Origin of the sequence: Streptomyces sp. NRRL F-5727 (genome assembly GCF_000719555.1) — a bacterium.
GTDB lineage: Bacteria > Actinomycetota > Actinomycetes > Streptomycetales > Streptomycetaceae > Streptomyces.
Window position 1 is genome coordinate 175,766 of sequence record NZ_JOGX01000003.1, and the last position, 12,062, is coordinate 187,827.

At 74.8% G+C, this 12,062-nt stretch carries 9 protein-coding genes and 2 tRNA genes; 9 read left to right on the forward strand and 2 right to left on the reverse strand.

The genetic code is table 11. The features are described 5' to 3' along the window. The 5 genes from IF73_RS0103475 (at position 1) to IF73_RS0103495 (ending at position 5,369) form a co-directional block, all read left to right on the forward strand. Positions 1 to 1,035: an acyl-CoA dehydrogenase family protein gene (locus tag IF73_RS0103475; protein ID WP_031003272.1), complete on the forward strand. Its 1,035-nt coding sequence runs from the start codon at positions 1 to 3 to the stop codon at positions 1,033 to 1,035. Then, a complete protein-coding gene (locus IF73_RS0103480) occupies positions 1,032 to 1,430 on the forward strand; it encodes a MaoC family dehydratase (RefSeq protein ID WP_031003273.1) in 399 nt (132 codons plus the stop codon). The genes IF73_RS0103475 and IF73_RS0103480 overlap by 4 nt, the downstream gene beginning before the upstream one ends. Further along, positions 1,427 to 2,593 (forward strand): lipid-transfer protein, encoded by a 1,167-nt coding sequence (locus IF73_RS0103485; RefSeq protein WP_031003275.1) that lies wholly within the window; start codon positions 1,427 to 1,429, stop codon positions 2,591 to 2,593. Before IF73_RS0103480 ends, IF73_RS0103485 begins: the two co-directional genes overlap by 4 nt. A 305-nt stretch (positions 2,594 to 2,898) precedes the next feature. After that, entirely contained in the window at positions 2,899 to 3,510 is a 612-nt protein-coding gene (locus tag IF73_RS0103490; RefSeq protein WP_031003277.1) for a SigE family RNA polymerase sigma factor, read from the forward strand. A gap of 206 nt (positions 3,511 to 3,716) precedes the next feature. Then, positions 3,717 to 5,369, forward strand: coding sequence for a long-chain fatty acid--CoA ligase (locus IF73_RS0103495; protein WP_031003279.1), 1,653 nt, complete (start codon positions 3,717 to 3,719; stop codon positions 5,367 to 5,369). A gap of 54 nt (positions 5,370 to 5,423) precedes the next feature. On the opposite strand, the gene IF73_RS0103500 is transcribed toward IF73_RS0103495, so the two are convergent. Together IF73_RS0103500 and IF73_RS0103505 are read right to left on the reverse strand one after the other, a co-directional pair. Further along, positions 5,424 to 9,254, reverse strand: coding sequence for a PAS domain-containing protein (locus IF73_RS0103500; protein ID WP_031003280.1), 3,831 nt, complete (start codon positions 9,252 to 9,254; stop codon positions 5,424 to 5,426). A 151-nt stretch (positions 9,255 to 9,405) separates the two neighbouring features. Then, positions 9,406 to 9,858 (reverse strand): SSI family serine proteinase inhibitor, encoded by a 453-nt coding sequence (locus IF73_RS0103505; RefSeq protein WP_107049188.1) that lies wholly within the window; start codon positions 9,856 to 9,858, stop codon positions 9,406 to 9,408. Positions 9,859 to 10,159: 301 nt separating this feature from the next. Here IF73_RS0103505 and IF73_RS0103510 point away from each other — a divergent pair. From IF73_RS0103510 to IF73_RS0103525, 4 genes are all read left to right on the forward strand, one after another. Further along, positions 10,160 to 10,250, forward strand: a tRNA-Ser gene (locus tag IF73_RS0103510). Between the two features lie 408 nt (positions 10,251 to 10,658). Next, a tRNA-Arg gene (locus tag IF73_RS0103515) sits at positions 10,659 to 10,731 on the forward strand. 357 nt (positions 10,732 to 11,088) lie between these two features. Further along, complete coding sequence (locus IF73_RS37385) at positions 11,089 to 11,517, forward strand: hypothetical protein (protein WP_037878153.1); 429 nt, start codon at positions 11,089 to 11,091, stop codon at positions 11,515 to 11,517. 80 nt (positions 11,518 to 11,597) lie between these two features. After that, entirely contained in the window at positions 11,598 to 11,963 is a 366-nt protein-coding gene (locus IF73_RS0103525) for a PH domain-containing protein (protein ID WP_031003283.1), read from the forward strand. Positions 11,964 to 12,062 lie beyond the last annotated feature (99 nt).

The window sequence follows — 12,062 nt, forward strand, 5'->3', positions numbered from 1 at the left end:
ATGGACTTCACGCCCACCGAGGAGCAGGAGGCCGCGCGGGAGCTGGCCGCCCGGATCCTCGGCGACCTCTCCACGCACGAGCGGCTGACCGCCGCCGGCGGCGGCACGGACGCCGAGCTGTGGAAGGCGCTGTGCGCCGCCGGACTGCCCGCCGCCGTCGAGGAGATCGGCCTGCTCGGCCTCGTCCTCCTCCTGGAGGAGCAGGGCCGGGTGACGGCCCAGGTGCCGCTCGCCGCGACCGCGGTGTACGGGATCCTCGCCGTCGCCCGGCACGGCACCGACGAGCAGCGCGCCCGCCTCCTGCCGGGGCTGCGCGACGGGACGGCCGTCGCGACCGGGGCCTTCCCGGCGACCGGCGCGGTCACGGCGCGGGGCGGGCGGCTCACCGGGACGGTCACCTGGGTGCCGTGGCTGCGGGACGCCACCCACGTCCTCGTACCGGACGCGGACCGCGCCCTGTGGCTGGTGCGGGCCGAGGACGCCGGGGCCGAGCCCGTCGAGCTGACCGCGCCCTGGTCGGCGGGGCGGCTGGTGCTCGACGGGACCCCCGCGGAGCGGCTCGGGGACGCGGCCGGGGAGGGCGCGTACGAGGACGTGCTCGCCGCCGCCCGGACCGCCTTCGCCGGGCTCCAGGCGGGCGTCTGCGCCGGGTCGCTCGCCAGGGCCGTCGCGTACACCTCCGTCCGCGAGCAGTTCGGGCGGCCGCTGGCCACCCGGCAGGCGGTGCAACTGCGGGCCGCCGACGCCCACATGGACACCGAGTCCATCCGGGTCACCGCCTACGAGGCGGCCTGGCGGTCCGACGCGGGACTCGACTGCGCCGGGGCCGCCCTGACGGCCGCCTGGTGGGCGTCCGAGGCGGGGAAGCGGGTCGTGCACAGCGGCCAGCACCTGCACGGCGGCATGGGCGCCGACCTCGACCACCCCGTCCACCGTCACTTCCTGTGGGGCCGACAGCTCGACGCCTACCTGGGCGCCGGCACCGAACTCCTCGCCGAGCTCGGCGATCTGCTTGCGAAGGGAGAGACCGCATGAGGGCCGGGGACGCGCTGCCGCCGCTGGAGATCCCGGTGACCCGCACGCTCGTCGTCGCCGGGGCCGTCGCCTCCCGCGACTACCAGGACGTGCACCACGACGCCGAGGCCGCCCGCGCCAAGGGTTCCCCGGACGTCTTCATGAACATCCTCACGACCAACGGCCTCGTCGGCCGGTACGTCACCGACCACTTCGGCCCGCACGCGGTGCTCCGCAAGGTCGCCATCCGGCTCGGCGCCCCCAACTACCCGGGCGACACCATGGTGTTGACCGGCACCGTCGCCGAGGTGACGGACGGCCCGGACGGCACCGCCACCGCCCTCGTCCGGATCGCCGGGGCCAACGGCCTCGGCCACCACGTCACCGGCACGGTCACCGTGGAGGTGCCCCGATGAGCCTGCGCCACCCCGACGGCCTCGGCGGCCGGGCCGCCGTCGCCGGCATCGGCGCGACCGAGTTCTCCAAGGACTCCGGCCGCAGCGAGCTCTCCCTCGCCGTCGAGGCGGTGCGGGCCGCCCTCGACGACGCCGGGCTCACCCCCGGGGACGTGGACGGGCTCGTCACCTTCACCATGGACACCAACCCCGAGATCACCGTCGCCCAGGCGGCCGGCATCGGCGAGCTCTCCTTCTTCTCCCGGGTCCACTACGGCGGCGGCGCCGCCTGCGCCACCGTCCAGCAGGCCGCGCTCGCCGTCGCCGCCGGCGTCGCCGAGGTCGTCGTCTGCTACCGGGCCTTCAACGAGCGCTCCGGGCGCCGCTTCGGCTCCGGGGTGCAGCAGCGCGAGCCGTCCGCCGAGGGCGCGGCGCTCGGCTGGCAGCTGCCGTTCGGGCTGCTGACCCCCGCCTCCTGGGTCGCGATGGCCGCCCAGCGCTATCTGCACGTCCACGGGCTCACCCCGGAGGTCTTCGGACACGTCGCCGTCACCGACCGCCGCCACGCGGCGAACAACCCCGCCGCCTACTTCCACGGCAAGCCGATCACCCTCGCCGACCACGCGGCCTCCCGCTGGATCGCGGAGCCGCTCCGCCTCCTCGACTGCTGCCAGGAGACCGACGGCGGCCAGGCGATCGTCGTCACCACCCCCGAGCGCGCCCGCGACCTGCGGCACGCGCCCGCCGTCGTGCTCGCCGCGGCCCAGGGCGCGGGCCGCAGACAGGAGGCCATGACCAGCTTCTACCGGGACGGGCTGACCGGACTGCCCGAGATGGGGGTGGTGGCCCGGCAGCTGTGGCGGACGTCGGGGCTGCGGCCGGCCGACATCGACGTGGGCATCCTCTACGACCACTTCACCCCGTTCGTGCTCATGCAGCTGGAGGAGTTCGGCTTCTGCGCGCCGGGCGAGGGCGGCGACTTCGTCGCGGCGGACGCGCTGCCGCTCAACACCCACGGCGGGCAGCTCGGCGAGGCGTACCTGCACGGCATGAACGGCATCGCGGAGGCGGTACGGCAGGTGCGGGGCAGCTCGGTGAACCAGATACCCGGCGCGGCCCGGGTGCTGGTCACCGCCGGCACGGGCGTGCCGACCTCGGGCCTGGTCCTGGGCGCGGACGGCTGACGGGCCGTGGCGGGCCCGGGTCGGCGGCGGGCGGCCGCCGACGGGCGGTCGGCGGCGGGCGGTCGGTGGCTGGCGGTCGGCGGCGGGCGGGCGGGCGGTGGCGGGCGACTGGCGGCGTGTGCCCGGTGGCGGATGCCCGGCGTGGATGCGGAGGGTGCGGTTCCTCCGGGCGACCCTGACCCGGGGGTGACGGCGGCTCCACCCAGAGGAGGTGGGGGCACCCCGACGCCTCCGACCTGAGGGGGAGCACGGTTCGGGACCTGGGGCCGATCCCCCCGGCACCCCTCCGCTCCTAGCGTGGAGCCATGACTCCGCCACCCACTGGCCCCGTCTGCGCCGGCGCCTCGACGGCCGCCACCCGGCCCGTAGAGCGCACGGCCCCGCGCACCTCGCCGCGGACGGGCCCGCGCCCGTTCGCGTACCCCTCGTTCTCCTCGTTCGTGAAGGCGCGCGGGCCGCTGCTGCTGCGGACCGCCCGCTCGCTCACCGCGAACCCGAGCGACGCCGAGGACCTGCTCCAGACCGCGCTCACCAAGACCTTCGTGGCCTGGGAGCGGATCGAGGACCACCGGGCCCTCGACGGCTACGTCCGCCGGGCGCTGGTGAACACCCGCACCTCGCAGTGGCGCAAGCGCAAGGTCGAGGAGTTCGTCTGCGACGAGCTGCCCGAGCCCGCCGGGCTGCCCGAGCCGGACCCGGCCGAGCGCCAGGTGCTGCACGACGCCATGTGGCGGGCCGTGATGAAGCTCCCCGAGCGGCAGCGGCAGATGGTCGTCCTGCGGTACTACGAGGACCTCAGCGAGGCCCAGACGGCCGAGCTGCTCGGGGTCTCCGTGGGCACGGTGAAGAGCGCCGTCTCCCGCGCCCTGGGCCGCCTCCGCGAGGACCCGGAACTGACCGCGGGCGTCCACGCCTGATCGACCGGCCGCAAGGGCACGTCCCCCGTCGCCGGCGGCGGCGGGCCCTTCGACCCGCCGCCGACGGGCGCTGTTACCGCCGGTCGTTGACATCCGCCAGTGATCACTGGCAATTTCGGTACTCCCGGGTAGTGACATACCGCGCGGTACGTGCGCAGAATCTGCACATCCTTACTGCCACGTAGCGCCCACCGGGAGGACGCCCCGTGTACAGCACCATGCAGGACGTACAGCTCACCATCAGCCGCATCCTCGAGCACGGCCGGCGGGTCCACGGCGGGTCCACCGTCACGACCTGGACCGGTGAGCCGGAGCCGCAGCGGCGCACCTACGCCGAGATCGGCGACCGCGCCGCGCAGCTCGCCAACGCGCTCCGCGACGAGCTCGGGGTCCAGCCGGGCGAGCCGACGGCGACGCTGATGTGGAACAACGCCGAGCATGTCGAGGCGTACTTCGCGCTGCCGTCCATGGGCGCCGTCCTGCACACCCTCAACCTGCGGCTTCCCCCCGAGCAGCTGGTCTTCATCGTCAACCACGCCGCCGACCGGGTCGTCCTCGTCAACGGCTCGCTGCTCCCCCTCCTCGCGCCGCTCCTGCCGCACCTGCCGACCGTCGAGCACGTCGTCGTCGCCGGCCCCGGCGACCGCTCCCTCCTGGACGGCGCCGCCCCGCGCGTCCACGAGTACGAGGAGCTGATCGCCGGCCGTCCGACCACGTACGACTGGCCCGAGCTGGACGAGCGCGCGGCCGCCGCCATGTGCTACACCTCCGGCACCACCGGCGACCCGAAGGGCGTCGTCTACTCCCACCGCTCCATCTACCTGCACTCCATGCAGGTGAACATGGCCGAGTCGATGGGCCTCACCGACAGCGACACGACCCTGGTCGTCGTCCCCCAGTTCCACGTCAACGCCTGGGGCCTGCCGCACGCCACCTTCATGACCGGCATCAACATGCTGATGCCGGACCGGTTCCTCCAGCCGGCCCCGCTCGCCGAGATGATCGAGCGCGAGAAGCCGAGCCACGCCGCCGCCGTCCCCACCATCTGGCAGGGCCTGCTCGCCGAGGTCACCGCCAACCCGCGCGACCTCTCCTCGATGCGGCAGGTCACGATCGGCGGCGCCGCCTGCCCGCCCTCCCTCATGGAGGCGTACGACCGGCTCGGCGTCCGCCTCTGTCACGCCTGGGGCATGACGGAGACCTCCCCGCTCGGCACGATGGCGCACCCGCCGGCCGGGCTGACGGCCGAGGAGGAGTGGCCGTACCGCGTCACGCAGGGCCGGTTCCCGGCCGGCGTCGAGGCCCGGCTCGTCGGGCCCTCCGGCGAGCACCTGCCCTGGGACGGCGAGTCCGCCGGCGAGCTGGAGGTGCGCGGCACCTGGATCGCGGGCGCGTACTTCGGCGGCGTCGGCGCGGAACCGCTCCGGCCCGAGGACAAGTTCAGCGAGGACGGCTGGCTGAAGACCGGCGACGTCGGCGTGATCAGCCCCGACGGCTTCCTCACCCTCACCGACCGGGCCAAGGACGTCATCAAGTCCGGCGGCGAGTGGATCTCCAGCGTCGAGCTGGAGAACGCGATCATGGCCCACCCGGCCGTCGCCGAGGCCGCCGTCGTCGCCGTCCCGGACGAGAAGTGGGGCGAGCGCCCGCTCGCGACCGTCGTCCTCAAGGAGGGCGAGACCGCCGACTACACGACCCTGCGGGACTTCCTCGCCACCGAGGGCGGCATCGCCAAGTGGCAGCTGCCGGAGCGCTGGGCGATCGTGCCGGCGGTCCCGAAGACAAGCGTCGGCAAGTTCGACAAGAAGGTCATCCGCAAGCAGTACGCGGAGGGCGAGCTGGACGTCACCCAGCTGTAGAGCCTGCGGGTGAAAAGGAGGGGGAGGGCGGCTGTGGGCGCCCTCCCCCTCCGCTCAGTTGGTGCCGATCTTCGCCAGCAGGTCGACGATCCGGGCCTGCACCTCGGCGCTGTTGGAGCGCTCGGCCAGGAAGAGGACCGTCTCGCCGGAGGACAGCTCCGGCAGCCTCGCCTCGTCGAGGCCGGCCGAGGTGTAGACGACCAGCGGGGTGCGGTTGAGCTGCCCGTTCGCCCGCAGCCAGTCGATGATCCCGGCCCGCCTGCGGCGTACCTGCATGAGGTCCATGACCACCAGGTTCGGCCGGGTCTCGGCGGCCAGGGCCACCGCCTCGGTGTCCGCGGCCGCCAGCACCACCTGCATGCCGCGCCGCTCCAGGGTGGCGGCGAGCGCGGCGGCGATGTGCTCGTTCTCCTCGATGACCAGCACCCGCGAGGGGTGCTGCTCGCTGTCGCGCGGCGCGAGCGCCTTGAGCAGGACGGCGGGATCGGCGCCGTACGCCTCCTCCCGGCCCGCCTGCCCGAGTCCGGCCGCGAGCAGCACCGGCACCTCGGCGGCGACGGCCGCCTGGCGCAGCGACTGGAGCGCGGTCCGGGTGATGGGCCCGGTCAGCGGGTCGACGAAGAGCGCGGCCGGGAAGGCGGCGATCTGCGCGTCGACCTCCTCGCGGGAGTGCACGATCACCGGCCGGTAGCCGCGGTCGCTCAGCGCCTGCTGGGTGGTGACGTCCGGCGCGGGCCAGACGAGCAGCCGGCGCGGGTTGTCGAGCGGCTCCGGGGGCAGTTCGTCGTCGATGGGGAGCGGGGTGGGCCGGTTGACGACCTCGACCGCGCCCCCGGGCCCGTCGAGCGGCTCGGGTCCCTCGGCGGAACCCTCGGCCGGCGCCCCTATCGCGTACGCGCGCCCGCGTCCCTCGGACTCGGCGGCGGGCGGGACGGCGGGAGGCGCGGCGGGCACCGGCAGCGGCATCGGCGCGGACACGGACGCCGCCGGTACGGGCGGGGTGGTGGTGGCCGGCGGATCGAGCTCCGGCGGGGTCGCGAGCTTGCGGCGCCGGCCCGAACCGCTCGAAGGCGCGGCCACGGGCGTCCCGGCCTGCGCGGGCGGCGCGAAGGGCACCCCCTGCCCGAGCGTGCGCACGCTGAACGCCCGCCCCTGCGTGGAGTCCTTCGGCAGCGTCGCGGGAGCAGGAATCGGAGCAGGACCGGCGGACGGGACCCGGACGGGAGCCGGAGCGGGGGCGGGCGCCGGAGCGGGGGCGGGCGCCGGTGCGGGCGCCGGGGTCGGCATCGGCAGCTCGGGGGGCAGCGGTACGGAGCCGGTTCCGGTCCCGTTCGCGGGCGTCGCCGTCGGCGACGCCGTCGCGGCGGGCGGCGCCGGAGGCATCGGCGCGGGGGGCACGGGCGCCGGAGGCGTCGGCGGTACGACCACGGGGGCGGGTGCGGGGGCGGGGGTGGCGATCGGTGCGGGACCGGCGGCCGGGACCGGCGCGGCCGGCAGGGGGTGCGGCTGCGGCGGGGTGTGGTCGGCGCCGGCGGGGACGTCCCCTACCGCCGCGTGCCCGTGCGCGTTCTCCTCGGACCCGGCCTCCGGGCCGTCCTCGCGGTCGGCGCCGGCCGGCGGCAGCGCGAACGGGGTCCGCGGCCCCGCCTCGGCCGCGGCGGCACGCTCCTGGGCGGCGGCCAGCGCCCGCCGCCGACGCCCGGTCGGCCGCTCGCCCCCGGCCGGTTCGCCGGGCACGGCGACCGTGCCCTGCGGCGCGGCCGGCAGGGCCGGGGCCGGGGCGGCCTGCCCGACGGCGACGCCCTGCGGGGGCACGGCGGCACCGAGCGCGGCCCGCTCCTGGGCACCCTCGGCGGCGGTCACCACGGAGCCCTCCGCCGGGCGGCCCCGGCGACGGCCGGTCGGCCCGACGCCGGTGGACTGCTGGGCGTTGGACTGCTGGGCGGGGATCAGCTCGGCGGGGCCGGCGGCCTCCTCCGTACGGGCGCGGCGGCGTCCGCCACCGGTGGCCGGCAGGGCCACCGCCCCGGCACCGCCCTCCGGGGCCGTCGCGCTCTCCAGGAAGGCGTCGGTGGAGGCGCGCCGGGCACGGCGACGGCCGGAACCGCCCGAGGTCCCGCCGCCCGAGGTCCCGCCGTCCGCGGGACCGGACGCCTGCACGGGACCGGACGCCTGTACGGGACCGGACGCCTGCGCGGGACCGGACGCCTGCGCGGGCAGCGCCGGAACACCGCCCTGCTCCGGGGCCTCCGCGGCCGCCTTCGGGGACTCCAGCTCCTTCGCGCCGGAGCCGGCCCGCTCCTGCGCGGGCTTCGGCTCGGCGGCGGGAACGGTTCCCCGGCCCGCGCCGATCGGCACCTCCAGGACGTACGCGCCGCCGCTCGTCCCCGGCACCTCATGGGTCTGCACGACACCGCCGTGCGCCGCCACGATCCCGCGCACGATGGGCCCGTGCACCGGGTCGCCGCCCGCGTACGGGCCGCGGACCTCGATGCGGACGACCTCGCCGCGCTGCGCCGCGGCCACCACGATCGTCGAGTCGGCGGGGGCACCCTGCGCCGAGGCGCGGGTCTTGCCGGTGGCGTCGACACCGGCCACGTCCGCGATGAGATGGGCGAGCGCGGTCGTCAGCCGGCCGGCGTCGACCTCGGCCTCGATCGGCGGGGCGTGCACGGCGAACTGCGCGCGGCCGGGGCCGATCAGCTCCACGGCCGCGTCGATGCCGCCGGCCACGATCCCGTCGAGCAGCGCGACCTTCCGGTCCAGCTCCTCCTCGCCGGCGGCCAGGCGCTGGTAGCCGAGGACGTTGTCGACGAGCGCGGTCATCCGGGCGTACCCGGCGACCAGGTGGTGCAGGACCTGGTTGGCCTCGGGCCACAACTGCACGCCGTCGTCGGCGGCGAGCGAACCCAGCTCGCCGCGCAGCTCCTCCAGGGGTCCGCGCAGCGACTCGGCGAGGACGGCGGTCAGCTGGGCGTGCCGGGAGGCGAGGGCCGCGTACTTCTCCGCCTGCGCCTCGCGCTCGGCCGCGTGCCGCTCGGCCCGGTCGGCCAGCTCCACGGCGTGCTTCTCGACCAGCTCCTCGTACGGCCTGCGGTCGGTGAACGTCATCACGGCGCCGACGAGCTGGTCGCCGTCGCGCACCGGCGCGGTCGTCAGGTCGACGGGCACGCGCTCGCCGCTCTTCGACCACAGCACCTGGCCGCGCACCCGGTGCTTGCGGCCGGACTTGAGGGTGTCGGCGAGCGGGGACTCCTCGTACGGGAACGGGGTGCCGTCGGCGCGCTTGGGGAGGATCAGCGGGTGCAGCTCGGCGCCGCCCAGCTCGCCGGCCCGGTAGCCGAGGATCTGCGCGAAGGCGGGGTTCACCAGCACGACCCGGCCGTCGGTGTCCGTACCGACGACGCCCTCGGCGGCGGCCCGCAGGATCATCTCGGTCTGCCGCTGCGAGCGGGCCAGCTCGGCCTCGGTGTCGAGGGTGCCGGTGAGGTCGCGGACGACGAGCATCAGCAGCTCGTCGCCGGTGTAGCCGCTGTACGAGTCGTACGCCTCGCGCCCGTCCTCCAGGCTGGCGCTGGTCACCTCGACGGGGAACTCGCTTCCGTCGGTGCGGCGGGCGACCATCCGCATCGGCTTGGTGCGTCCCCGCTCGTCCGCCGGGTCGGGGCGGCGCATCGAGCCGGGGATCAGGCGCGAGTCGAACTCCGGCAGCAGATCGAGCAGCCCGCGCCCGACGAGCGCGGTGCCGGGGGTCTCGAACATGCCGAGGGCGATGGTGTTGGCGTTGACGACCGTGCCGTTGCAGTTGACGAGCACGAGACCGTCGGGGAGGGCGTCGAGTATGGCTGCGAGGCGAGCAGCGCCTCGGGATGGCCTGCTGCTCACGACGACGCTTCCTCCCTGACGCCCTGCAATTGCCCGCGAGCCGTGCCCGCGGTGTGCGCCGCCCGGCATGTGCCGTGACGGCGGGCCGGCCCCATCTTGCCCCTCGGGCGGCGGCCCTGTCACTGAGGGAGTCTAACGGCGCCCCCGTCCGTCAGGCCCGGACGCTCGGAAGGAGGGGTTCCACGTTCTCCCATCGGTCGATCTCACAGCCGTTCGACCGGGAGAAACGGGCGTCGATCCGGCGCCCCTGCCAGGTGCCGGTCACCTGGGCGGTGACCGGTCCGCCGTAGATCTGGGTGCACATCCGGTCGGCCGGGACCGGCGCGAAGGGGTTCTCCCCGGCGCGTGCGAAGCCCTCCAGGCGCTCGCAGGCCCGCTCCGCCGCCGGGTGGTCGCCCCCGGCCCGCCCGTCACAGGTCAGCTTCCAGCTGCCGTCGGCCTCCGGGATCCCGCTGCCGGAGACGGTCACCGTCAGCGAGTCCGGCGACGAGAGCAGCGGCAGCGGCGGCAGCGGAGGCATCGGTACGGCGGAGGAGGCCCCGGCGGAGGCGCCGGCGAGACCGGTGGCGAGCACGGTGGCGAGGACGAGACGGCGCAGCAGCATGGAGGGACTCCGGGGAGTGGAAGGCGGTGTCGTGCCGGCGGGGATCGATCGGGGCCGGGTCCCGGGACGAGCCGGCGCGACCCCGCCCCTCTTAACGCTCCGGCCCGGCGTGCGTTGCGCAACCGGGGTGCGCCGGGCGGGGCACCGGGCGGGGTGCGCCGGGCAGGGGGCGTGCGTGGTGCGCCAACGCGCCGAGGGCTTTGCCCTGGGCCCCGCCCGCCTAGTACGGTGAAAGCGATTGGTGACACGAGACTCACCTGTGTCATCATCTGCACGCACCCCGCGCATGCGCGGGGAGCGAGGAGGCGTCGCCTAGTCCGGTCTATGGCGCCGCACTGCTAATGCGGTTTGGGCTTTATCGTCCATCGAGGGTTCAAATCCCTCCGCCTCCGCGCTCACGGAAGCCCCGGCCCCACGGCCGGGGCTTCCGCCGTTTCCGGCCGCCCCCGCGGTCCGGCTTCCGCCGTTTCCGGTATCGCCCCCGCGGCCCGGGCTTCCGCCGTTTCGGGTCGCCCCCGCGGTCCCCCTTCCGTCGTTTCCGGCCGCGGTCCCCTGATCTTCTCCCCGCGCGCGTGACGCAGTGTGACCCCGGTCTCTTTCCACCCCTCCAGCCCCCTTTCCACCCCCGGAACCCCCGGGTCCACCCCGCCGCCCGCCGCACCCTCCAGGCGCGTTTTCGCAGGTCAGAGGGGGTGGGCTAATCGGATTTCACAGGACGGCGGCAGTCATGTAATGTTCTTCCTGTCGCCGGGACAGCGGGCCGAAAGGGCCGGGAAACGGAGACGAGAACAAAAGAACAAGCACTCGTAGCTTAACGGATAGAGCATCTGACTACGGATCAGAAGGTTGCAGGTTCGAATCCTGCCGAGTGCACACAGACGAGAGGCCCGGACGAGAGTCCGGGCCTCTTGCGTTGTCCGGGGTCGTTTTTTCTGGAGGGGTGGGCGCGTGAGGCGTTACGGGAGTGCGGGGCTGCTGGCAGTGGTCGGGGCGGTGCTGGTGGGGTGCGGGGGAGCCGGCGGTGCGTCGACCTCGGTCTCGGCGTCGGCTTCTGGGTCGGCCTCGGCTGTGGCTTCGGGGTCGGCTTCTGGGTCGGCCTCGGCCTCGGCCTCTGCCTCTGCCTCTGCCTCGGCTTCGGCTTCGGCCTCTGGGGTGGCCCCGCTGGGGGACTCGGAGCTGCAGGGGCGGTGGTGGAGCTGGGCCGCCTCCGAGCCGGAGGGGACCAATCCGGTGAGTGACGAGGACGGGCGGGACTGCGCGCGGCGGCAGCCGGGGGACGTGTGGTTCCTGGCCGGGACGTTCGGGACCGAGGCGAAGCGGAGGTGCACGGTGCCGGCCGGGGTGCCCCTCGCGTTTCCGCTGGTCAACTCGTACGCCGTGGACAAGTCCGGCTGCGCGGGGTTCATGGTCGACGCCGCCGGCTCCGCCACGCTCGACGGGAAGGAGCTCGCCGCCCGGCGGATCGACGCGGCGCCGATCGTGGTGACGGGGCTGGAGGGCAACGCCGTGACCGGGGAGGCGGGCAGCGTCCTCGCGCAAGGCTGCGGGATCTGGGTGCAGGTTCCCGCGCCGGCGGAGGGCCGGCACGTACTGGAGATCAACGGGCGCAGCGGGGAGTTCGGCGTCGGGGTCGTGTACGAGCTGACGGTCGCCGGGTGATCGGGCGTTGCCAGGAGCGGGCGGCGTGCGGTTAGGTTCGCATGATCGTATTTTTTGACTGAAAAGTGGGGGTGGGGGCCATGGCGCTCTTCGGGAACGCGCACGCCATCGATCCGGCGCAGGCGCAGCAGGACTACGCGCGGCTGCTCGGCCAGGGGGAGCAGGTGCACGCCGCGTACCTGCTGATCCGCGACGTCATCTTCTTCACCGACCGGCGGCTCGTGCTCGTCGACAAGCAGGGCATCACCGGCAAGAAGGTCGAGTACCACTCGATCCCGTACCGGAGCATCACGCACTTCGCCGTCGAGACGGCCGGCACCTTCGACCTCGACGCCGAGCTGAAGATCTGGATCTCGGGCCAGGCGCTGCCGGTCACCAAGACCTTCACCAAGGGTGTGGACATCTACGAGGTGCAGGCGATCCTCACGCAGTTCGTCGCCCGCTGACGGACCGTCCGGTCGCGGACGCGGAGATTACTACGAAGGCCCCGGGTTTGCCCGGGGCCTTCCCCTTTTGGGTGAACCCATCTGATTTGCATGTCAGTT

What these genes read in the sequence shown, in the direction of transcription:
- IF73_RS0103475 (WP_031003272.1), top strand. Translation starts at nt 1, where the DNA reads ATGGACTTCACGCCCACCGAGGAGCAGGAGGCCGCGCGGGAGCTGGCC.
- IF73_RS0103490 (WP_031003277.1), top strand. Translation starts at nt 2,899, where the DNA reads ATGACTCCGCCACCCACTGGCCCCGTCTGCGCCGGCGCCTCGACGGCC.
- IF73_RS0103480 (WP_031003273.1), top strand. Translation starts at nt 1,032, where the DNA reads ATGAGGGCCGGGGACGCGCTGCCGCCGCTGGAGATCCCGGTGACCCGC.
- IF73_RS0103525 (WP_031003283.1), top strand. Translation starts at nt 11,598, where the DNA reads ATGGCGCTCTTCGGGAACGCGCACGCCATCGATCCGGCGCAGGCGCAG.
- IF73_RS0103505 (WP_107049188.1), bottom strand. Translation starts at nt 9,858, where the DNA reads ATGCTGCTGCGCCGTCTCGTCCTCGCCACCGTGCTCGCCACCGGTCTC.
- IF73_RS0103485 (WP_031003275.1), top strand. Translation starts at nt 1,427, where the DNA reads ATGAGCCTGCGCCACCCCGACGGCCTCGGCGGCCGGGCCGCCGTCGCC.